General features: G+C 49.7%; 21 protein-coding genes. 11 read left to right on the top strand and 10 right to left on the bottom strand.

The window, feature by feature from the left end:
- Positions 1–83: 83 nt before the first annotated feature.
- Positions 84–1,025 (bottom strand): LysR substrate-binding domain-containing protein, encoded by a 942-nt coding sequence (locus ABDZ76_RS11965; RefSeq protein ID WP_343805788.1) that lies wholly within the window; start codon positions 1,023–1,025, stop codon positions 84–86.
- A 93-nt stretch (positions 1,026–1,118) separates the two neighbouring features.
- Between ABDZ76_RS11965 and ABDZ76_RS11960 the strand changes: the two genes are divergently transcribed.
- The 10 genes from ABDZ76_RS11960 to ABDZ76_RS11915 all read left to right on the top strand — a co-directional run bounded on the left by ABDZ76_RS11960 (position 1,119) and on the right by ABDZ76_RS11915 (position 11,607).
- Complete coding sequence (locus ABDZ76_RS11960; protein WP_343805786.1) at positions 1,119–2,018, top strand: alpha/beta hydrolase; 900 nt, start codon at positions 1,119–1,121, stop codon at positions 2,016–2,018.
- A gap of 63 nt (positions 2,019–2,081) precedes the next feature.
- Positions 2,082–3,035: a dihydrodipicolinate synthase family protein gene (locus ABDZ76_RS11955; protein WP_343805784.1), complete on the top strand. Its 954-nt coding sequence runs from the start codon at positions 2,082–2,084 to the stop codon at positions 3,033–3,035.
- A 108-nt stretch (positions 3,036–3,143) separates the two neighbouring features.
- A complete protein-coding gene (locus ABDZ76_RS11950; RefSeq protein ID WP_343805782.1) occupies positions 3,144–4,313 on the top strand; it encodes an ABC transporter substrate-binding protein in 1,170 nt (389 codons plus the stop codon).
- A gap of 8 nt (positions 4,314–4,321) precedes the next feature.
- Positions 4,322–5,263, top strand: a complete 942-nt coding sequence (locus ABDZ76_RS11945) for an MBL fold metallo-hydrolase (protein WP_343805780.1) — start codon at positions 4,322–4,324, stop codon at positions 5,261–5,263.
- Between the two features lie 44 nt (positions 5,264–5,307).
- Complete coding sequence (locus ABDZ76_RS11940; RefSeq protein ID WP_343805778.1) at positions 5,308–6,480, top strand: ABC transporter substrate-binding protein; 1,173 nt, start codon at positions 5,308–5,310, stop codon at positions 6,478–6,480.
- Between the two features lie 121 nt (positions 6,481–6,601).
- On the top strand, positions 6,602–7,516 hold the full coding sequence (locus tag ABDZ76_RS11935) for a branched-chain amino acid ABC transporter permease (protein WP_343805776.1): 915 nt from the start codon (positions 6,602–6,604) through the stop codon (positions 7,514–7,516).
- A gap of 13 nt (positions 7,517–7,529) precedes the next feature.
- Positions 7,530–8,513, top strand: a complete 984-nt coding sequence (locus ABDZ76_RS11930) for a branched-chain amino acid ABC transporter permease (protein WP_343805774.1) — start codon at positions 7,530–7,532, stop codon at positions 8,511–8,513.
- Entirely contained in the window at positions 8,510–9,268 is a 759-nt protein-coding gene (locus ABDZ76_RS11925) for an ABC transporter ATP-binding protein (protein ID WP_343805770.1), read from the top strand. The genes ABDZ76_RS11930 and ABDZ76_RS11925 overlap by 4 nt, the downstream gene beginning before the upstream one ends.
- On the top strand, positions 9,262–9,963 hold the full coding sequence (locus ABDZ76_RS11920) for an ABC transporter ATP-binding protein (RefSeq protein ID WP_343805768.1): 702 nt from the start codon (positions 9,262–9,264) through the stop codon (positions 9,961–9,963). Before ABDZ76_RS11925 ends, ABDZ76_RS11920 begins: the two co-directional genes overlap by 7 nt.
- Before the next feature lie 210 nt (positions 9,964–10,173).
- Positions 10,174–11,607 carry an NAD-dependent succinate-semialdehyde dehydrogenase gene (locus ABDZ76_RS11915; protein ID WP_343805765.1) on the top strand — a complete coding sequence of 478 codons (1,434 nt, stop codon included), beginning with the start codon at positions 10,174–10,176 and terminating at the stop codon, positions 11,605–11,607.
- Positions 11,608–11,658: 51 nt separating this feature from the next.
- On the opposite strand, the gene ABDZ76_RS11910 is transcribed toward ABDZ76_RS11915, so the two are convergent.
- From ABDZ76_RS11910 to ABDZ76_RS11885, 6 genes are all read right to left on the bottom strand, one after another.
- On the bottom strand, positions 11,659–12,447 hold the full coding sequence (locus ABDZ76_RS11910; RefSeq protein WP_343805762.1) for an SDR family NAD(P)-dependent oxidoreductase: 789 nt from the start codon (positions 12,445–12,447) through the stop codon (positions 11,659–11,661).
- Between the two features lies 1 nt (position 12,448).
- The gene (locus tag ABDZ76_RS11905) at positions 12,449–13,759 is read right to left on the bottom strand and encodes a TRAP transporter large permease (protein WP_343805760.1); all 1,311 of its coding nucleotides are present in this window, start codon (positions 13,757–13,759) and stop codon (positions 12,449–12,451) included.
- Between the two features lie 61 nt (positions 13,760–13,820).
- Positions 13,821–14,348, bottom strand: a complete 528-nt coding sequence (locus ABDZ76_RS11900; protein ID WP_343805758.1) for a TRAP transporter small permease subunit — start codon at positions 14,346–14,348, stop codon at positions 13,821–13,823.
- A gap of 66 nt (positions 14,349–14,414) precedes the next feature.
- Complete coding sequence (gene dctP / locus ABDZ76_RS11895) at positions 14,415–15,503, bottom strand: TRAP transporter substrate-binding protein DctP (protein WP_343805756.1); 1,089 nt, start codon at positions 15,501–15,503, stop codon at positions 14,415–14,417.
- A 53-nt stretch (positions 15,504–15,556) separates the two neighbouring features.
- Positions 15,557–17,074, bottom strand: a complete 1,518-nt coding sequence (locus ABDZ76_RS11890) for a class I adenylate-forming enzyme family protein (protein WP_343805754.1) — start codon at positions 17,072–17,074, stop codon at positions 15,557–15,559.
- Between the two features lie 10 nt (positions 17,075–17,084).
- Entirely contained in the window at positions 17,085–18,257 is a 1,173-nt protein-coding gene (locus ABDZ76_RS11885) for an acetyl-CoA acetyltransferase (protein ID WP_343805752.1), read from the bottom strand.
- Between the two features lie 104 nt (positions 18,258–18,361).
- On the opposite strand from ABDZ76_RS11885, the gene ABDZ76_RS11880 reads away from it, so the two are divergent.
- The gene (locus ABDZ76_RS11880; RefSeq protein ID WP_343805750.1) at positions 18,362–18,937 is read left to right on the top strand and encodes a LuxR C-terminal-related transcriptional regulator; all 576 of its coding nucleotides are present in this window, start codon (positions 18,362–18,364) and stop codon (positions 18,935–18,937) included.
- A 49-nt stretch (positions 18,938–18,986) separates the two neighbouring features.
- Here ABDZ76_RS11880 and ABDZ76_RS11875 read toward each other — a convergent pair whose 3' ends face one another.
- Genes ABDZ76_RS11875 through ABDZ76_RS11865 form a run of 3 tightly spaced genes read right to left on the bottom strand, consistent with a single transcriptional unit; the run spans position 18,987 to position 22,512 of the window.
- Positions 18,987–20,660 (bottom strand): dipeptide ABC transporter ATP-binding protein, encoded by a 1,674-nt coding sequence (locus ABDZ76_RS11875; protein ID WP_343805748.1) that lies wholly within the window; start codon positions 20,658–20,660, stop codon positions 18,987–18,989.
- Positions 20,657–21,538: an ABC transporter permease gene (locus tag ABDZ76_RS11870; protein ID WP_184221947.1), complete on the bottom strand. Its 882-nt coding sequence runs from the start codon at positions 21,536–21,538 to the stop codon at positions 20,657–20,659. The genes ABDZ76_RS11875 and ABDZ76_RS11870 overlap by 4 nt, the downstream gene beginning before the upstream one ends.
- The gene (locus tag ABDZ76_RS11865; protein ID WP_343805744.1) at positions 21,538–22,512 is read right to left on the bottom strand and encodes an ABC transporter permease; all 975 of its coding nucleotides are present in this window, start codon (positions 22,510–22,512) and stop codon (positions 21,538–21,540) included. Before ABDZ76_RS11865 ends, ABDZ76_RS11870 begins: the two co-directional genes overlap by 1 nt.
- Between the last annotated feature and the right edge of the window lie 65 nt (positions 22,513–22,577).

Raw genomic sequence — 22,577 nt, 5'->3', positions numbered from 1 at the left:
ACATGGGAAATTGAGTGAAAAGGGTAAAGAGAATTCTACGCCACCAGTTATTCCTAAAAGAAATAGCTGGTGCGTTTGTGTTGCTAGGTTCTTAAGTCTGCGGCCGTATTTCGCAGCACATCCAAAAAGGCATCTGCGGCTGGTGAAAGCCTTGTATTGTTGCGTGTTGTGATACCAATAACCCCGGCGGTTGCGCCCAATGTCAGTGGTAAAATCACCAAGCTGCCAAGCAACGCTTCCTGACGTGCAACCTGCACGGGCAAGACGCCTAGATAATCTGTATCAAGTAATAATTGCCGGTTGGTGAGAAGTGAAACTGAATCGACCGCATGCGCCGGCGGTTCAATACCTTCATCCCGAAACGCACTATCTATGCGCCGGCGCATGTTGGTTTCGTGAGGTGGCAACACCCATTCCCACTTGATCAGTTCCGCCAGATCAAGATTGTCATGACGGGTGAGCGGATGGCCGCGCCGTGCGACAACGCAGGCTGAATCTTCCATCAAAATTTCGTGGGTTACTTGTGCGGTTTCGCGGCGCTCAGACAGGCGCCCAACCACGAAATCCAGCTCTCCGGCGCGTAAAGCATGGATCAGAATGTCATCCGTACCCTCAACAACTTTAATGATGATTTTCGGGCGTTCACGACGCAATTGCGCAATGGCTTTTGGCAGCAATTCAGCCGATGCAGCAAGCAAAGTGCCGATTGCTACACGGCCACCCGTGCCATCACGAAGGTCAGCCAGATGTTCTTCTGCATTGCTAAGCTGATGCAGCATCAGACGGGCATGATCCGCCAGCGTGTCACCAAATAAAGTGGGCACCACGCCGCGATTGGTGCGGTCAAACAAGCGCACAGCAGTTAAGGCCTCCACCTCTTGCAATGCTTTGGTGACCGCAGATTGGGTCATATTCAACCTTTTGGCTGCGCGCGCCAGATTACATTCTTCAACAATAGCAACGACCATGCGCAAATGGCGCAAGGTGAGGTTGTTGGTCAGCAGTCTTGATCGTGGTGTACTCATTGCTCTGATATTCCATATAGTCATATATAAGTCCAGAGAATTCACTTGATAGAATTCCTGTTCCTTGAAACACTGTTGATGGAGGAGATAAGAATGACTGACTTGCTGGTGCATAAATTGGCTGAGGAGGCTGCATTGCCACGTACCCGACTGGACGTGGATTACAATGCCCGCGCTACAGTGACGGTCGAGCGTTTTGATGAGATTATGGCGCAGGCCAATGTGATTTCTCAAGAGGCGCTGACGCATTATGCGACGTTTAAAGATGTCATTTATGATGAACAGTCACAGCAAAAACTGGATATTTCCGGCACTGTAACAGGTGAATTGCGACCTGCTTTTATCTTTATTCATGGTGGCTATTGGAAAGCGCTCTCAAAAGAAGAATCGAGCTTTATGGCCGGTTTTCTGCAAGCGCACCAGGTGGCAACTGTAGCCGTTGAATATACGCTGGCGCCTCAGGCAAGTTTGCATGAAATTGTTCGGCAAGTACGTGCCAGCATTGCTTATTTATGGCAGCACGGACGTGAACATGGCATCGACCCGAACCGTCTTTATGTCGGCGGCAGTTCAGCCGGCGGGCATTTGGCCGGATGCGTGATTGCCAGTGGCTGGCAGGCAGAATTTAACGTGCCGGACAATGTCATTAAGGCGGCTTTGCCATTGAGCGGCCTGTTTCATCTGGCGCCAATCGCCAATTGTTTTGCACAAGAATGGCTGAATTTAACGCCTGCCGATGTGAAAGCTTTAAGCCCCGCTGAAAACCTTCCCTTCCAAGGCTGCCCGATTATCGTGGCATATGCTGAAGGTGAAGCGGCAGGCTTTAAGCGCCAGTCAATCGACTATCATCAGTCATGGCTGGATGCAGGTTTCAAAAGTGAAATTTTTGAAATCAAAGGCCGCAATCATTTTGATATCGTTTTGGATCTCGCCGAGCCGGACAGCCTGCTTGGGCAGACATTGTTGCGTCTGATTGCCGACAATCCTTCTTAAAAAATACAGGCCTTTGGGTCTGCTCTTTTCGCCTTCTGAACAGATTAAATGAACGGAAATAATATGAAATATACCAGGAAAGACGCCAAGGCTTATTCCCGGCAGCATATGAAAGGCATCTGGGCTGCGGCTCTGACACCTTTTACTGCCGATCATGCCATTGACGAAGATGCGGTTCGCCGTAACTACGATCATTGGATTGAAGACCTGAAGATTGACGGCTTTTTTGTCGCCGGTAAGCAGGGCGAGTTTTTCTCAATGTCACTGGATGAGCGCAAGCGCAGCTTTGAGCTGGCGGTTGAGGCTTGTGCCGGACGTGCCCAGACTATCATGTCTTGTTCTGACCAGAATATGGATGTGGTGATTGAACTTGCACAACATGCACAGAAAATTGGTGCAGATTATATCGTTGTGCATGCACCTATCCTGCATTTCTTCAAAGAACAGGATGAAACACTTCTCAACTATTACCGCACGATTGCGGAAAAAGTTGATATCGGCATTGCGCTTTGGAGCCATCCGGACAGCGGCTATCTGATGAGCCCTGAGCTGTGCAACAAGCTGGCTGATATCGAAAATGTGGTGGCGATTAAATATAGCGTGCCGCGTCCGATGTATATTGAGCTGGAACGCCTTGCAGGTGATAAAATTTTGGTCAGCACCGCATCAGAAGATGAGTGGCTCGACAATATTATCGATCTCAAATGGCAGCTCTATCTCTGCTCTTCCCCTCCATATCTGATCCAGACCAAAAATGATTTGCGCATGCGTGAATATACGGATCTGGCCTTTGCCGGTAAATTTGAAGAAGCACGCCGTATCCGTGACAGTCTTGAGCCAGTGCGTAAAGCGCTCAAAGGCACACGTCCGGCGGAAAAACCACATTCCCACCAGAAATATTGGCAGGAACTGCTTGGCCAGACTGGCGGCACGGTACGCACACCATTGCTTGAACTGACAGAAGCCGAAAAGAAGGTGACACGTGAAGCCTTCGAAAACTGCGGACTGAAACTGTAATACGATCTGAAAACTGCGCGGTGTTTGCATAAACACTGCGCAGTCTCAACCGACTGATAAATATTGGTTTTTGTTCATCATCACCCAGCCCAATGCAATCGAGGCATTATGAAATTTACCCGTCTTCTTCCGTTGCTTGCCGCATCTTTTCTGGCATCCAGTGCCGTCTATGCCGCTGATCCGGTGAAAATTGGTTTCATCACCACCTTGTCCGGCTCTGCCGGTTATTTGGGGCAGGATGTGCGCGATGGTTTTGAGCTCGCGGTCAAAATGGGCAAAGGCACGCTGGGCGATGTGCCGGTCAATGTGCTGGTTGAAGATGATGCGATGAAGCCTGCCAATGGTCGTCAAATTGCTGATCGCTTCATGAATGATGAAGGTGTGAAGCTCTTTACTGGTCTTGTGTTTTCCAATGTGGCTGGTGCAACTGTTCCTGAAATTTTGGATGGCGGCGGAATTTTTGTCAGCCCTAATGCGGGGCCATCGGAATTTGGCGGCAAAGGCTGCGATGCCAATTATTACGTAATTTCATATCTGACCGATACAATGCAGGGCAGTGCCGGTCAAAATGCGACAGATCTGGGTTATAAGCGTGCTTTTCTGCTGGCGCCTAACTTTCAGGCCGGTAAAGACGCGATCGAGGGTTTTAAGCGCTATTTCAAGGGCGAGATTGCCGGTGAGATTTATACACGCGTCGATCAGAATGATTTTGCCGCCGAAATGGCACAAATCCGTCAGGTTAATCCTGATGTAGTTTTCCAGTTTCAGCCGGGCGGTTTAGGTATTGCATTCTTGCGCCAATATCAGCAGGCCGGATTATTAGGCTCAGTGCCGATGGTGATTGCCGAGCCGTCCATGGATCATGCGATTTTGAAAGCTGTCGGTGATGCGGCAGAAGGCTTGAATGTTTCCGGTTCGTGGAACACCGATTTGGACAATGATGCCAATCGTGAATTTGTGGCTGCTTTTGAAGAAGCCTATAAGCGCACTCCAACCATGTATGCCGCGCAAGCCTATGACACTGCCAATGCCATTGGCGCCGCACTGCGCCAGACAAAAGGCGATGTTGAGGATCGCGATGCTTTCCGTGCAGCAATGTTGAAAGCCAATTTCAAATCTGTGCGCGGCACTTTCAGTTTCGGTAAAAACCAGCATCCGGTGCAGGATTGGTATGCCATGCAGGTGGTGCGTGGTGATGATGGTGCTTTGACACTCAAAACCCGTTCAAAATTGCTCAGCAGCCACGGCGACCCGTTCGCGGCTGATTGTGATCTTTGAGAGCGCCCATGAAGATTGTTGCACATCATCTTCCGGAATTAAATGTCACCTTGCATCAGTTTCAGGGCACAGATCTGCGTATTACCTGCATTCCGGATATGGAGGCAAACTGGCCGGTAAAAGCATTGCTGGGCAGTTTGTCGGATGATGAATTGCAAGAGGCTGCACAGCAGGCACCTGCGGGTTCAATGGATGTTGAAAAGGGCACTATTCGCCTTAATTTCAATATTTATCTGATTGAAACGCCGGATTATGTCGCGTTGATTGATGCAGGTGTGGGCAATCAGAAAATTCGCCCTGATCGCCCCGCATGGCATCAGCGTAATTCTGCATTTTTGGACATTCTGGCTGCCCTTGGTGTACAGCCAAGCGATGTTAATTACCTGATCAATACGCATCTTCATGCCGATCATGTCGGCTGGAATACTGTTTTACTCGATGGAAAATGGCAGGCCGCATTTCCTAATGCAGCCTATATCGTGCCGGAAGGTGAACTGACCTACTGGACGCAAATTCACGCAGAAAATTCAGATAAAACTACGCTGCATGGAGCGTTTGAAGACAGTATCAAACCGATTATCGAAACCATTGGTTTTCAAGCTGTACCAGCAAATTATCAGATATGTGACGGCCTGACATTTGAGCCGGCCTTTGGTCATTCGCCAGGCATGGTGGTGGTGCGTTTGAAATCTGCTGAACTCAACGTCTTGTTTACAGCAGATGTTATCCATCATCCGCTGCAATTATCGCAACCATTTGCGGCTTCCAATTTTTGTAAAGCCCCTGATCAAGCGCGTGAAACGCGCATGAGCTTGCTTGAAAATGCAGCCAAAGAGCGGGTGATCATGGCGCCATATCATTTTCCGCTGCCGGTTTTCGGGCAGGTGGAAGGAGGGGAAGGCATCTATAGCTATGTGCCTTTCGACGTAGAAATAACAATAAAAGACTGAACGAAACGAGATGCAGCAGAAGCTGCATACGGAGGAGAACGGGCATGATTAAGAAGAGTTTACTTGCAATGAGTGTTCTGGCTTTCAGCACTTTGCCCTATGCGGCATTGGCGCAAGAGCCTGTTAAAATTGGTATGATTACCACGCTTTCTGGGCCTGCCGGCTATTTAGGCCAAGATATTCGTGACGGCTTTAAACTGGCCATGGAAATGGACGGCGGCAAGCTTGGCGATGTTGCTGTTGATCTGATTGTGGAAGATGACAGCCAGAAACCGGGACAAGGCAAACAGATTGCGGAACGCCTTTTGAACAATGACAAAGTGCAGTTGTTTACCGGTATCGTTTTTTCCAACGTGGCTGGCGCAACGGTGCCGGACATTCTGGATGGTGAAGCCTTTTATGTGAGCACCAATGCGGCACCGTCCAATTTGGCCGGTAAAGAATGTAACGAAAATTATTTCGTTGTTCCTTGGCAAAATGACAGTCTGCACGAAAGTGCCGGACAGCTTGCAACCAATCTCGGCTATAAAACCGCCTTCGTTCTGGCTTCCAATTATCAGGCCGGTAAAGATGCGATCACCGGCTTTAAGCGCTATTTTAAAGGCGAGATTGTCGGCGAAGTTTATACCGGCCTCGATCAGACTGATTTTGCTGCGGAAATGGCACAAATCCGTGCCAAGAAACCGGAAGTGGTTTTCCAGTTTCATCCAGGTGGCCTCGCGATCACATTCCTGCGCCAATATGAACAGGCCGGCTTGATGAAAAGCACACCAATGGTGGTGGCTGAACCATCATTGGATGCAAATACTTTGAAAGCTGTTGGTGACATTGCGCTGGGCTTGAATGTTTCCAGCCACTGGAATTCTGATTTTGATAATGCGGCAAACAAAAAGTTCATGGAAGCATGGATGAAAGCCTATAATCGTGCGCCGACTTATTATTCCAGTCAGGGCTATGAGGCTGCCCTTGCCATCGGTGCAGCACTGAAAGCCACCAATGGCAATGTTGAAGATAAAGACGCTTTCCGTGAAGCTATGCGTAAAGCCGACTTTGAAGCCGTACGCGGTAACTTCAAGTTTGGTGTGAACCATCATCCGGTGCAGGACTGGTATGCTCTGCGCGTTGAAAAAGATGAAAACGGTGCACCAGCATTGAAAACCGTCGGTAAGATTTTGGAAAACCACGGCGACGTCTATGCCGCTTCCTGCAAAATGTAAGCACTGATTTTAATGCCTTAAAAGGCAGAGCTAACATTTCAGACGGGGAGTATTCTCCCCCGTCTGTGCAGTGTTCCGGCACAAATTGGTGTTTCGATTTTAATTCTCAAGGCGGTCTTTGATGATGCTTTTCCTTGAACAGATGCTGAATGGCCTGCAATTCGGCGTGATGCTATTTTTGCTGGCAGCAGGTTTGACGCTTATTTTTGGTATTATGGGCGTCATTAATCTGGCTCATGGTTCTATTTACATGATCGGTGCCTATGCGGGCACTTATGTGGCAGCAGAAACCAATTCGTTTTTCTTAGGAGTGCCGGCGGCATTGGCAGCAGCCGCTATTGCCGGTGTTGCCATTGAATTTCTGGTGGTGCGTCGGCTTTATAAGCGCGATCACCTCGATCAGGTGCTTGCTACTTTTGCCATCATTATGATTGCAAACCAGACAATTACACTGCTTTTTGGCCGCCAGCCTTTGTTTGTTTCGATGCCCCCTTTGCTGGACGGGTCATTGGAAATTTTGCCGGGTCTTTTTTATCCGGTCTATCGTCTGGCGATCATTTTTGTCGGCCTGATGGTCGCGCTCGGGCTTTATCTGCTTATCAATAAAACCCGTGTTGGTATGTTGGTGCGCGCCGGTTCGACAAACCGCGACATGGTGCGTGCGCTAGGTGTTGATGTGCGCCTTCTTTACACGGCTGTGTTTGGTCTTGGTGCGCTTTTGGCCGGTCTTGCAGGCTTTATGGCGGGGCCGATTATGGCTGTGCAAGTGGGCATGGGCGAGCAAATCCTCATAACAACATTTGTCGTCGTGGTGATCGGTGGCGTTGGCTCCATTCGCGGCGCGTTTTTTGCCAGCCTTTTGCTGGGTCTCGTTGACACAATGCTGCGTGCCTATCTGCCACCGCTATTGCGTCAAGTGATGGAAGGTGCCGAGGCTGATGCGCTGGGCGCCGGTATTTCCTCAATGGGTATTTATCTTTTGATGGCCATTGTTCTTCTCATTCGCCCTAAAGGGCTGTTCTATGCAAATAATTAATAAGGCAGCACCTATGGAAAACTCTCTTAAGAAGCCATTTCTGCTAGCCTTCGGGTTAGTTCTGCTCATAGCACTGCCGTTTGTGTCGGATGCTTTGGGTTATCCAGCAATGACATCACTGGCTACGCGTGTTCTAATTTACGGTATCGCTGCGGCAAGCCTTAATCTGGTGCTCGGCTATGGCGGCATGGTCAGTTTTGGTCATGCAGCATTTTTCGGCCTTGGCGGTTATGTGGTTGGTATTTTGTACCAGCATTACACACAGGATGATCTGTTTTTGGGGCTGATCCCCGGTTCAAACCAGTTGCTGGTGACACTGCCTTTGGCCGTGCTGGTCAGTGGTGTGATGGCGGCCATTATTGGCGGCCTGTCGCTGCGCACCGGCGGCGTGCAGTTCATTATGATCACGCTGGCTTTTGCGCAAATGCTGTTCTTTCTGTTTGTGTCGCTCAAAACCTATGGCGGCGATGATGGTTTGATTATTCGCCGTACCAATGAACTGCCTGGTTTAAACATGCGTGATAAGCAGACGATCTATTATGTCTGTCTTGCTATCACCGTGCTGTTCTTTTTCCTGATGTGGCGCATGGTCAATTCACGTTTCGGCAATGTGCTGGTTGGTCTTCGCCAAAATCAACGCCGCATGGCAGCACTCGGTCTTCCTGCCTATCGTTACAAACTTGTCGCTTTCATTATCTCTGGCATGGGGGCAGGGCTTGCCGGTTGTTTGATGGCCAATTTTCTGCGCTTTGCAAGTCCGGATATGGTGCATTGGACAAAGTCGGGCGAGCTGATGATCATTGTTGTGCTTGGTGGTGTGGGCACATTGTTCGGGCCGTTGATCGGTGCTGGTGCATTCATCGTGCTTGAGTCCATTCTGGCCTCATGGACAGAATATTGGCAGTTGGCCTTTGGGTTTATCCTGTTGTTTGTCGTGCTTTATACCAATGGCGGCATTCAGGCTCTGTTGAAGCGTATCGGCGGGAGATCAGCATGAGTGAACCTATTCTTAATGTCAGCGGTCTTGTTAAAAGGTTCGGTGGGTTGCTGGCGACAGACAGTGTTTCGCTGGATGTGCGGCCGGGCGAAATTCACGCGCTGATCGGCCCCAATGGTGCAGGCAAAACCACGCTTATTTCGCAGTTACTCGGCGAATTAAAATCTGATGCCGGTAAAATTGAACTCGAAGGACGTGATATCAGCCGTTTGCCGACCGCAAAACGTATCGGGCTGGGGCTGGCACGAACTTTCCAGATCACTTCTTTGCTGCCTGAGTATAGCGTGTTGGACAATGTCGCTATCGCTATTCAAATTCGTCAGGGACATAGTTTCCGCTTTTGGGGCAATGTTCGCAAAGAAACACAGTTGCGTGATAGTGCACTTGGTTATCTTAAACCCATTGGGTTGGAACACCGCGCCGATGAATTGGTCGCCAATCTCTCGCACGGTGAGCAAAAGCAGCTGGAACTGGCCGTTGCCATGGCAACAGAGCCAAAGGTGATGTTGCTTGATGAGCCGATGGCGGGGCTTGGTCATACTGAAAGCCAGCAAATGGTAAAATTGCTGCAAGGCTTGAAAAGTCAGGTCAGCATGTTGCTGGTTGAGCATGATATGGATGCGGTTTTCCAGCTTGCCGACCGTATTTCGGTACTGGTGTACGGGCGCGTTATCGCAACCGGCAGTGCAGATGAAATTCGTAATCATCCGGAAGTACGTAGTGCCTATCTGGGAGAGGGAGATGAAGCATGCTGAGCGTTGCAGGACTGCAATCCGCATACGGGCCCAGTCAGGTGCTTTTCGATGTGGAACTCGAAATTAAAGAAGGTGAAATCGTCACGCTGCTTGGGCGCAATGGTATGGGGAAAACCACCACTGTGCGCTCGATCATGGGGCTTTTGCAGCCATTATCCGGCAAAATCAGCTTTGGCGGGCGTGATACATTTGGTTCCGCACCGGAAGTGGTCGCACGCCTTGGTGTTGGTTTGGTGCCGGAAGGCCGCGAAACCTTTTCCACTCTAACGGTACGTGAAAATCTGGTGGCGACAGCTGCCAATCGTTTGAAGCGCTCATCCCCTTGGACATTGGAGCGTGTTTACGCGCTTTTTCCACGCCTTCATGAACGCGCAGGCCAGATGGCTGGCACATTGTCAGGCGGCGAGCAGCAAATGCTGGTGATTAGCCGCGCTTTGATGACCAACCCGAAATTGCTGATTTTGGATGAGGCAACCGAAGGCTTGGCACCGGTAATTCGCGCCGAGATCTGGAACTGTATCGAAACTTTGAAACAGCAGGGACAGGCGATCCTGCTGATTGATAAAAATATCAATGTTTTGAAGCGATTGGCAGACCGTCATTATGTGCTTGAAAAAGGTAAAACCGTTTGGTCGGGCACCAATCAGGATTTGATGGACAATGCCGAACTGGTTCACGGATATGTAGGGATTTAACAAAAAGCCTCTTCGCCAGTGTCGGAGAGGCAAGATTGAACAAGAGGCAGACGATCAAAAATCTCTCGTTAAGAGAGTGCGTTTTTTCACATTAAACAAAAAAGACATGACTGACTTTTTCGGCATCGTTACGGTGCATGCCTAGCTGCGTGCCGAAATTTTGAAAACCGCATGTCTCTTAAAAAAATATGATGCAATGGAGAATGAGCCATGACGAAACAATATCCGGAGCTAAGCCTTTATATTGGTGGCGCGTGGAGAAAAACTGCAAATACTTTACCTGTGCTTAATCCGGCAGATGAAACAGTCATTGGCGCTGTTCCGGTTGCAACACGTTCGGATCTGGATGATGCGATTGCGGCTGCCGAGCAGGGGTTTAAAGTTTGGAAAAACACCGCCCCTGCCAGACGCTCAGAAATTATTCTGAAGGCATGCGCGTTGATGCGTGAGCGTATTGATCAGATTGCACATTCCATCACCATGGAGCATGGCAAGCCATTTGAACAGGCAAGGCTTGAAGTTATTCGTGGCTGCGAATTTTTTGAATGGGATGCAGCTGAAGGTCTGCGCACTTATGGACGGGTTATTCCAAGTGCACCGGGCACTCGCTACACAGTTATTCATCAGCCGATTGGCGTGATTGCGGCCTTCTCGCCGTGGAACTTCCCGATGAGCCAGCCATCGCGCAAAATTGCAGGCGCTTTGGCTTCCGGCTGCTCAATCATCTTGAAGGCGGCGGAAGAAACACCAGCTGGTGCTTATCATATTGCGCGTGCATTTCATGATGCGGGTTTGCCGGCCGGTGTCTTCAATCTGGTTTTTGGTGTTCCGGCTGAAATCTCAGATTATCTGATCCCGCATCCAACCATCCGTGCCATTGCCTTTACCGGTTCAACGGCTGTTGGCAAGCATCTGACCACGATGGCATCGCGTTATATGAAGCCCGCCTTGATGGAGCTTGGCGGCCATGCACCGGTGATTGTTTGTGACGACTATGATGCCGTTGCCGCAGGTACGATGTCGGCGATCCGTAAAGCGCGCAATGCCGGACAGGTTTGCACCTCACCAACCCGTTTTTTTGTGATGGAAAAAAGCTTTGAAGCCTTTACCAATGCTTTTGTAGAAAAAGCGCGCAGCATTAAAATCGGAAATGGTTTGGATGCCCAGACGGAAATGGGGCCGTTGGCCAATGACCGTCGTATTGAAGCACTCGAAACTTTGGTCAATGACGCTAAGGCAAAAGGTGCCCGCGTTCTCACAGGTGGTGAATGTCTTGGTAATCGCGGTTATTTCTTCCCTGTTACTGTGCTTGCCGATGTGCCTGATGATGCGCGTGTTTTATCGGAAGAGCCATTTGGCCCATTAGCGCTGATCAACCGTGTTTCTTCTGTTGAAGAAGCGCTTGAAAAAGCAAACTCTCTGCCATTTGGTTTGGCGTCTTATGCTTTCACGCATTGTGCGAAAAACGTGCATTATCTGAGTGAAGGCATCGAAGCCGGTAATTTCTCAATCAATACGCTGGAGGCATCTTTGCCGGAGACACCTTTTGGTGGTGTTAAAGATAGCGGTTATGGCCGTGAGGGAGGCACGGAAGGTTTGTCTCATTATACGGTTGTGAAAAATATATCACACCAGATTTGGTAAATAAAAAAGGGGGATTTAATCCCCCTTTTGTTTGTCTGGCCAATGTTCAATCTATTGCTTCAGCTCTAAATTACCCGTTTGGGTCATGCCGGAGGCAAGGTAACCGCCATCGACTGCCAGTGTGTGGCCGTTAACATATTTAGCTTGCGAAGAGGCGAGATAACAAACTGCTGACGCAATATCGTCTGTCTCACCTAAATGACCGGCAGGGATCATTGGCAGTAGCTTGGCCCGCGTTTCATCCGTATAAGCGGCTTCAGTCATGGCCGTCACAATCGCACCCGGTGCAATTGCATTAGCTGTAATGCCATAAGCCCCGAGCTCCAGTGCTAACTGGCGAGTGAGGCCGGAAATGGCTGCTTTTGATGTGCCATAGGCCACACGGCCGATCCCAGCACGACTGCCACTAATCGATGCCATATTGATGATGCGGCCATAGCGCTTTTTGACCATGTCACGGGCTGCACGTTGCGAACATAAAAATGTGCCGGTCAGGTTGATAGCCATTAAGCGGTTCCACGCATCAAGCGGAAAGTCGAGAAGGGGATGCACTACCAAAATACCGGCGCAATTGACGAGGATATCGCAACTGCCGCGCCAATCACTGGTTTGTGTGAATGCGTTTTCTACCGATTGCGGGTCAGAAACATCGAGCTTAATGCCGAGGGCTTCATGGCCTTGTGCCTGAATAAGTGCGACGGTTTCGTCAATGCCTTGCTGGTTGAGGTCAGCGACTACAACAGAAGCGCCCTTGGCTGCAAGCTGTAATGCGCTCGCACGACCAATGCCTGACCCGCCGCCTGTTACTAGTGCAACACCATTGATTTCATTTGTAGTCATTTTAGCGCCCCATCATTGTGTCTGGCAACCATGTCACGATGATCGGGAAGCAGAACAGCAGAATGATCGTAAAAAGTTCCATCAAAACAAACCAGAACGAGCCTTTGAAAACATCAGCAAGCGAAGTTTCACGATCGATACCCGCAATCACAAAACAGTTGAGCCCAACCGGCGGTGTAATGAGGCCGATTTCGCACATTTTGACGCTGAGAATGCCGAACCAGATCGGATCAAACCCAAGCTGCACCACGGTCGGGAACATGATCGGTAATGTGATGACCATCATCGAGAAAGCATCAAGAAACATCCCAAGCGGGATATAGACCAGCAGCAAAAGTGCGATCACTGCATAAGGAGAAATATCACTGGCAACTACAAAACTGGCAATCGCATGCGGCAGTTGGATGAGGGTCAGAAAATAACTGAAAATACCTGCACCGATCATGGTAAACAGGATCATGACGGTGGTGGCGGATGTAGAGCGGAAACTTTCAATCAGTTCGCCGCGCAAGTTTTTCGGGCGATGTGCCAGCAGCATCAGAAAAGCAGCGACTGCACCAATGGCACCGGCTTCTGTTGGTGTAACAATGCCTAGATAAATCCCACCTAATACGACAATAAAGAGAACCAGCACTTGCCATGCTTCTGTGGTACCGCGAATGCGCTCACCCCAAGGTGTTGCAGGAATGCGTGCTGCTTGGTTCATACCGGTGCGGCCGATAATGCTGACACCAATCATGAAAACAACGGTTGTCAGAATACCTGGCACAAAACCGGCAATCAGCATTTTACCGGCGGATACTTCGGTTAATGCTGCATAAAAAATGAGCAAAACGCTTGGCGGGATCAATACACCAAGTACGCCACCAGCGGCAACGCTGCCAGTCGCAAGGCGAGGATCATAACCAGCTTTTTTCATTTCCGGAATGGCCACGGCTCCAACGGTTGCGGCAGTTGCAACACTTGAACCAGATGTGGCAGCAAAACCGGCACTGGTTAAAATTCCGGCCATTGCCAGGCCACCGGGCAGATGGCCGACCCATTTATTGGCAACACTGAATAATCGTTTGCCGACCTGGGCATGATGCGCAAATGCGCCCATCAGGATGAAGAGCGGGATTACGGTGAGCGTGTAAGAAGCCGACTGTGTAAACGAGAAGGATTTAAGACGATTAAGCAAAAATGGCAAATCTTCGATCATTATAATGCCTAAGGCACCCGAGAGCGCAAGCGCTGCAAAAACCGGTGTGCCAATCGCCATCAATACAAAGATCATTGCAACGGCAATTGTTGCGACTAAGGTTGTATCCATTGATAAATTCCGTTCTGATTAGTCAGCACGACGGCCAACTTTAAATATGCAGGCCTTGGCTTTACAAAAGCTGATTGGCGGTGGCTTCTGGCAGCTGACGGTGCGGATCGCGCCCCGTCAAAACCAGCAAGGCATGAAGAAGCGTTTGTGCCACTGCCAGCCAAAGGCCGATCGCTACAGCGATTTTTGCCCACCAAATAGGAACCTGAAAATAACCCCAGCGGAACTCGCGGATTGAAAAAGAGTAGATTGCTTCAAGCGTTGACGGATAGGCCAACATCAAAAGAGCAAGCGCTGCCAAAAGCCATGCAAGCGTTGTTGCAAGGCGCTGCCATGTCGGGCTGAATTTATCCGTCAGCATGGTCACTCTGATATGGGCATCGTCACTTTGCGCCCAACCAAGCCCCATGAAAACAACCATAACCATCGACATTTCCGACATTTCGAAAAGGCCGGGTACAGGTTTTCCTGTTAAAGCACGCAGTACCACATCAAGCGTAATACCGAACATCATAAAGGCCAGAAAGCCAAGCGCTATCCAGCCGGTAAAGTCGGTAAGACGGTTTATAAAACGATGTAGCTTGATCATCCGCATTCCCTCCCGGAAGCGGTCGCCGGATATAGAAACTTATAACCGGCGACATAAAGCAGTCTGTTATTTCAGAGATTGAGCAATCTCATAAGGACGCAGCATTTTGCCCTGTGGCGCGTGTTTTTCGATGGCTGCATCTATAAGTTTTTGCATGGCCGCACCATCAACACCGGCAGGCTTAGCCACAGTATCTACCCATGCTTCCACTTCAGCTGGTTGTACCAAAGCTTTCGCACGTGCTTTTTCTTCATCCGACAATGTGTGGAGTTTGCCGCCTTCAGCGGTTACTTTTTTCACATAGTCGAGCAGCACTTTGTCGTAAATTTCAGTAAATTTACCGGCGTAAAGTTCATCAGCCAGTTCGGTGGCAACCTTTTGAACTTCAGGTGAAAGGCCGTTCCAGACGTCGATATTCATGACAGTGGTTGCAGGGGCATGAGGCCCGTCACCGATGTCATAGAAGTTTGGCGCAACTTCATGCAGCTTGTAAGCAACGGCGGTGACAAAGTCGAAACCGTAAACGCCATCGAGTACACCACGCTCAAGTGCCTGATAAACATCAGGTGCCGCCATTGGCACGGCAATGCCGCCAAGGCGCTCGATTACATCCGTGGCGATGCCATACCCCCGAATTTTCTTGCCTTTGATATCGTCAATAGAATTGATCGGGTCGCGCATCACCAGCGGCGCGTAGTTCCAGTTTGTCCAATAAAGAACTTTTGCGCGGTGACGTTTTTCCCACTCATCGCGCAGTGGTTCAAATTGTTCGTAAACATCACGGCAAACGAGCTGCAAACTATCAGCGCGTTCCATGCGGAAATACCATTCTAAGCCACGGGTGACAGGCAGTTCAACCTGATAATAGCCCGGTGAAATCAGCGACATTTCCGAAGTTTTGTCCCGCACGGCTGCCAGATGTTCGCCAACTTTGTTGAGGCTGCCTGCCCAATAACGACGAATGGAAACTTCTCCATTAGTGCGTGTTTCCAGCTCTTTCATAAACCACTCATCAATCCACGAAGGACCAGCAGTTTCAGAAATATAACTATCGAACTTCAATGACGTTTTGGCAAATGCGGAGCTGGCAAATGATGGCAGCAGAGTTGAGCCTGCCAAAGCCGCAGACATTTTAAGAAAATGACGTCTATCCATGGTATTTCCTCCCTTTAGTTCGGTTATGCTTCCTCCGTCATAACCGATTGTTTTCAATTATTTTCTAATGATAATTGGCGCAGTTCAGTTTTGAGTACTTTGCCATAACTGTTCTTTGGTAATTCTTTGACAAAGAAATATTTTTTTGGTTTTTTGAACGATGCCATCTGTGACTGGCACCATTGATCCAGCAGTGTTTTTTCAGCCGGTTTTTCATCGCGCATGACAATATAAGCGACAATATTCTCGCCCCATTCAGGATCGGGAACACCAATCACCGCAACTTCGAAAACATCCGGATGTTGCAGCAGGGTTTCTTCCACTTCGCGTGGATAAATATTGGTGCCGCCGGAAATAATCACATCTTTGGAGCGGTCAGTGAGATATAAAAAGCCGTCTTCGTCGAGATGGCCTAAATCGCCTGTCATGAGCCAGCCATTGTTCAACGTGCTGGCTGTTGCATCCGGATTATTCCAATAACCTTGCATGACTGTTTGGCCAAAAACGGCGATTTCGCCCGTTGAACCATGCGGCAAAGGCTTGCCATTATCGTCGCGAATTTCAACTTTGACACAAGCCTGCGCCGTGCCAACAGATGCGCGGCGTGAGCGCCAGTTGGCGTGGCTTTGATCCTTAACCAGATCACGCGACAGAGCAGTGATGGTCATCGGGCTTTCGCCCTGACCATAGATTTGCACAAAGCGATCACCGAAATAGTCAAGCGCCTCATCAATATCGGCGGCATACATTGGCCCGCCGCCATAAATGATCGTGCGGATGCCTTCACCCTGATAATTAACCGTTTTCGAATACGCGATCAGTCGTTTCACCATTGTCGGGGCAGCAAAAAACACCAGATTTTTTTGTATTTTTGCCAGATCTATGATTTCAGCTGAATCAAAACCTTTGGAGTCCGGTATTAAATGGCGCGCACCGGCACGTATGAAAATCATGTTATAAAGGCCAGCGCCATGAGACATAGGTGCTGCATATAAAGCGGTGTCACTTCCAAAAACCTGATCAACATCAAGGCTGTAACAAAGGCTCATATGGATCAGATTATTGTGGCTCAACATCACGCCTTTAGGGCGTCCGGTTGTGCCGGACGTGTAAAAAAGCCATGCAATTTCATTGCTATCGCAATCAGCAGGTTTATTTTTATGTGCAGTTGAAACTGCCTGATTATAAGTGGCATCAGCAATTGTGATGACCGTTTGCAGGCAAGGCGCATCGTCAAAGCTGCAATCTGCATCCGTAAGGATAATTTTCGCATCTGAATCTGCGATAATCCATGCCGCCTCTTTGGCATGAAGCTTATGGTTGATTGGGACAATAACGGCTCCCAACCACCAAATTGCATGCATGATTTCCAGATATTCTGGGCAGTTTTGCGCAAAAAGCGCCACTCTGTCACCGCGATTGACACCATGATGGTGCTGCAACCAATGCGCCAGCGAAGCCGTGCGCGTTAAAAGCGCATTATAAGTGGCAAAGCATTCATTGCCTGACAAGATCGCTTCACGGTTAGGCCATGAGCGGGCTGTTTGATAAAGCCAATATGCGATATTCATTTTATACTACTCAGGCGCGGTCTGCATGCAGAATGGTGGCGTAATTGGCAACGGCTGCGCCGCCCATATTGAATAACAATCCCCATTCAGCGCCCTGACGCTGAATGGCTCCGGCTTGCTGTGTCAGCTGGCGGAAACCGAGCGCATGCATGGATACACCGGTGGCACCAACCGGATGGCCTTTTGCCTTCAAACCTCCTGAGAGATTGACCGGCAGTGAACCATCAGCAAACACCGTGCCATTTTTGATGGCCTCTTCACCACGCCCTGCCGGGGCCAATCCCATTGCCTCATAGGTCAGGAGTTCGGCAATGGTGAAACAGTCGTGTACTTCAGCAAAATTGATGTCTGATACAGTGACGCCTGCTTGCTTATAAGCCTGCGCCATTGCGCGCTGCGGGCCTTCAAATTTAAGGAAATCGCGGCTCGACATCGGCAGAAAATCACTGACATGCTCTGCGGCAGCAATACGGACACGACGCTTCATGTCGGTTGCTGCATCAGCAACGGATAAGACAATGGCCGCCGCACCATCAGTGACGAGCGAGCAGTCAGTGAGCCTCAAGGGAGGGGCAATCAATGGGTTTTTATCGCTAACTGTGTTGCAGGCATCAAAGCCCAAATCACGTTGCATCTGTGCCAGCGGATTTTTCATCGCATTATGATGATTTTTGGCTGCAATATGTGCCATTGCAGTGAGCGGATCACCGTAGCGCTCAGTGTAAGCACGGGCGGCTACGCCAAAAACCTGCGGAAAGCTCAGAGCTGCTTCTTCTGCATCATTTTGATAACCGGCACCAGCCAGAGCCGTTGTGACATCTTCGGTGGTGCGATGGGTCATCTTTTCGGCGCCGACCACCAGAACATGACGCGCTTTACCGCTTAAAATGGCATTAATACCAGCATGAATAGCTGCCGCACCAGAGGCGCAGGCATTCTCGCAGCGCGCTGCCGGTGTGAAGCGCAATGCAGGATCAGCTTGATGAATGAGGGAGGATGCAAAGCCGTCGCTGACAAGGCCTGAATTGAAGTGACCTAAGAAAACAGCATCAATTTCGCTGGCCGGAATGGCTGCTTCGCTCAATGCTTCGCGCGTTGCTTGCACGATCAGCTGTTCTAAGTTTTCTGTCAGTTTGCCGAATTTGGTGTGACCAGATCCGGTGATATAAATAGTCTTATTCATGACTGCTTCTCCTCATCCCTTTAACAGAAAAGCGGAATAGACAAGCTTCGTCTATTCGTAGTACTACGTAGAACTATACGTATTTCGTGATTTGGGAGGAGTTCATGAATTACAGTGACTTAAGCGATGATCAACTCATGGAAATCGCTTTTCAGGAGGCACCGATTGCTGTTTTGATATTAAGCAATCGTCAGATTAAAGCCTGTAACAAGGAAGTTCTTGAGCTGTTTGGTTGGCCTGTTAATGAGCTGGTCGGACAATCTGTTCGGGTGCTTTATCCATCAAAATTTGACTATGATGCAACGGGAGAGCGGTGGCTCCGCTGGCTTAAAAGTCGTCCGCGTTATGCCGATGAACGCTTCATGCAATATCGTGGTGGTGAAGTGTTTTGGGCGCGCGCCCGTGGACGTACATTGACGCCTGAAAAACCGTTTGAACTCATGGTCTGGACATTTGAAAGGCTGACGGCAGAGGCAAGCCCTGCATCGGATTTAACCCCGCGCGAGCGCGAAGTGGCGCAGCATATCGTGAACGGCTCTTCCTCGAAAGATATTGGTGTTATGCTTGGTATATCGCACCGTACCGTTGAGGTGCATCGCGCAGCGGTGATGCGCAAACTCAATGCCAGTAATACGGCTCAGCTGATTTCAAAAATTTTTGTGCGCGATGCTGATCATTAAAAAATGCGGCTGATGGTGTCAGCCGCATTTTTAGATTTAGCCAATGGCTTTAAGCAAGCTTCGGGATCGCGTTGAGAAGCATTTTTGTATAAGGCTGTTGCGGTGCCTCAAAAATATCTTCCGCCATGCCTTCTTCAACAATTTTACCATGATGCATAACGATGATGCGGTCACATAAGTGGCGCACAACCGAAAGATCATGGCTGATGAAAAGAAGTGTCAGGTTAAGCTCTTTACGCAAGCGCAGCAGCAAATTAAGAATTTGCGCCTGAATGGAAACGTCAAGCGAAGCTACCGGCTCATCGCAAACGATGACTTCCGGTTTCATTGCCAATGCGCGTGCAATGGCAATACGCTGACGCTGCCCGCCGGAAAACTGATGCGGAAAACGATCAGCAAAAGCTGGATCAAGACTTACCGCCTTTAGCCAATGCGCAACATAATTCCGCGCTTGCGCCGATGTGGTTAAACCATGTGCAATCGGCCCTTCAGCGATGGATTGCCCGACGGTACGGCGCGGATCAAGTGAGGCAAACGGATCCTGAAAGATCATCTGTACTTTGGTTGTCAGCTTGTTGCCGCTTTCCGACATAGCCGGTTGGCCAGCCAACCGGATTTCGCCTTCTGTCGGTTGATAAATACCGCATACCATACGCCCGAGCGTGGATTTTCCTGAGCCGGATTCACCCACCAAGCCTAAAGCTTCACCACGCGCGATGGAAATATTTACATCACTGACAGCAATGATCGGCTTTTTAGGTTTTACGAGGCCGATTTTCTGCCCCAGCTTGCCCCAAAGGTCGGGTTTACGCTCAAAGCGTTTAACGGCACCTTTAACGGTCACAAAATTGGGATCTTCAACGATGACCGGTGCGGTGTCTGAAAATAGCGCAAGCTCTTCATCGCTTACTTTGCCGAGCATCTGTCCGGGCTTGGAGCGCGAAGGCAAGGCATCGAGCAAACCTTGTGTATAAGGATGGTTCGGTGCTTTCAAAACCTCGGCAGCAGGGCCGGTTTCGATGATTTTGCCTGATTTCATCACGGCAATGCGCTGCGAAATCGAAGCAACGGTTGCCAGATCATGGCTGATCCAGATCATCGAAATGCCAAGCTCTGCAACCAGTGCTTTCACTTCGGTGAGAATTTCCGCCTGCACAGAAACATCAAGTGCCGTTGTCGGCTCGTCTGCAATTACCACTTTTGGGTTATGCAGCAGCGCAATAGCAATCGCTACACGCTGGCGCATGCCACCGGAAAACTGGTGCGGATAAAAATCCACTTTGTGCTCCGGATCAACAATGCGCACACGGCGCAGTGCTTCCACACAGCGGATGCGGGCATCACTATCAGAGATTGTTTCATGCGCGCGCAGTGCCAGTGTCATCTGATCAAGCACGGTCAGCACCGGATTGAGCGTCATCATCGGGTCTTGGAAAACCATCGAGATTTCACGACCGCGAAGTTTGCGCAAATCGCTATCGCTTAAACCGACAAGCTCACGGCCTTCCAGCTTGATGGAGCCTTGCTTGATGCGGCCAGGCTTATCAATCAAACCAATCAGCGAGAAACCGGTGATAGATTTACCCGAGCCGGATTCTCCCACCAGCCCTAAGATTTCGCCGCGCTCAAGATAGAATGAAACGCCATCGACAGATTTGACTGTGCCGGCACGGGTTTCGAAATGCGTATGCAGATCGGTAACTTCAAGAAGATGTGCCGTCATTTGTTCAACCTCGGATTCAGTTGGTCACGAATTTGATCACCAACAAGATTGATCGCCATAATCAGAACGATAAGTGCCAGACCCGGATAGATCGAAATCCAGTAGCGGCCAGATAATAAATACTGGAAACCATTGGAAATGAGCATGCCGAGTGATGGTTCTGTCGGTGGCAGGCCAACGCCTAAGAATGAAAGCGTTGCTTCCAGTGAAATGGCAGACGCCACCTGTACCGTTGCCACAACAATTAATGGCGGCAAGGCATTAGGCAAAATGTGACGGGTGACGATAAACCAACCGCTCATCGGCACAGACAAGGCTGCTTCGACATAATCTTTATTGCGTTCAGCTGCCGCTGCCCCATGGGCGGTGCGGACAAAATAAGCATATTGCGAAAAAACAAGTGCGATAATTAGCTGGCTTTTGCCTTGTCCAAGCAATGCAGCAACCACAAAGGCTAACAAAATTGCCGGAAAGGAAAGCTGCAAGTCGATAACGCGCATGATGAAGCTCTCAAAGCGTCCGCCAATATAGGCAGCACTTGAACCAACAAGCGCACCGATGGTGAAAGCAATGGCACCCGCCAGCAGCCCCATTTGTAAAGAAATGCGCAAGCCATAAAGAATGGCCGAGAAAAGATCGCGTCCCTGACCATCAGTGCCTAACAGATGAACATAGCCGCCTTGACCGACATAGCCGGGGGCACGTCTGCCGTCACGCAAAACAAGGCTTGAAAGATCGTAAGGGTCTTGCGGGGCGATGAGGGGCGCAAATACTGCCAGCAAGATGATGACCAGAACCACGAGTGCGGCAATGACCGGCACCGGATGGCGTTTAAACTCTGACCAGAATTGCAATGATCTGCTATTGAGCAAAGCCATTATTTGCTTGCCTCCTGACGCATGCGCGGATCAAGCAAAGCATAGGAAAGATCCACAATCAGATTAATCGTGATGAACAGCAGTGACACCAGCATGAGATAGGCGACCATGACGGGACGATCGAGCGAGGTTATGCTGTCAATGATAAGCTTGCCCAAGCCCGGCCATGAGTAAATTGTTTCCGTGACCACGGCAAAGGCCACAGTTGAGCCAAGCTCCAAGCCAAACACGGTGACAAGCGGAATGGAAATCAGGCGCAGAACGTGACGACGCAAAATAGTGCGCTCGTTAATACCGGCAGCACGGGCAAATTTGATCGTATCGGTCAGCATGATTTCCCGCGTGCCGGAGGCCGCGAGACGGATCATCAATGACAATTTAAACAAGGACAGGTTGATCGCCGGCAAGGCCAGATGATGCAAACCGTCAATGGTCAGAAAGCTTAAAGGCACGCCAAAAACCGAAACGGTTTCACCGCGGCCGCCAGCTGGCATAATGCCGAGCTGTACCGCAAAAACCATAATCAGCATCAGCCCGATCCAGAAGGTTGGCACCGAAAAGCCCAAAATGGACAGTGCCATAATGGTTTTGGAGCCCCAGCTATCCGGCTTATATCCGGCATAAATGCCAAGCGGAATGCCAATGAGGCTGGCCATGAAAACGGCCGTCAATGCCAGTTCCGCAGTGGCTGGCAAACGCGATGCAATCAGTTCTGCAACCGGCATATTATAAACGAAAGAACGTCCTAAATCGCCATGCAGCAGATTGTTCATAAATTGCAGATATTGCTGCCAAACCGGTAAATCCAAGCCGTATTGCGCAATAACGCGATCACGGATTTCCTGCGTTGCATCAGGCGAGATCAGCACATCGACAGGGTTGCCGATGACGAATACGCCCATGAAAACTAATAATGACATGACAAGCATAATCAGGATGGCTTGCCATAAACGTCTGACAATAAATGCAATCATCAGCGGTACTCCCCCAAGCGGATCATGGGCAGTTTGGCTGCTTTTCCGCTTCGTTTCTTGTAGTT

The organism is Paenochrobactrum glaciei, assembly GCF_039522165.1.
GTDB classification, from domain to species: Bacteria; Pseudomonadota; Alphaproteobacteria; order Rhizobiales; family Rhizobiaceae; genus Paenochrobactrum; species Paenochrobactrum glaciei.
Note: the sequence above shows the minus strand (reverse complement) of the source record. Positions and strands in the feature narration are given on the sequence as shown.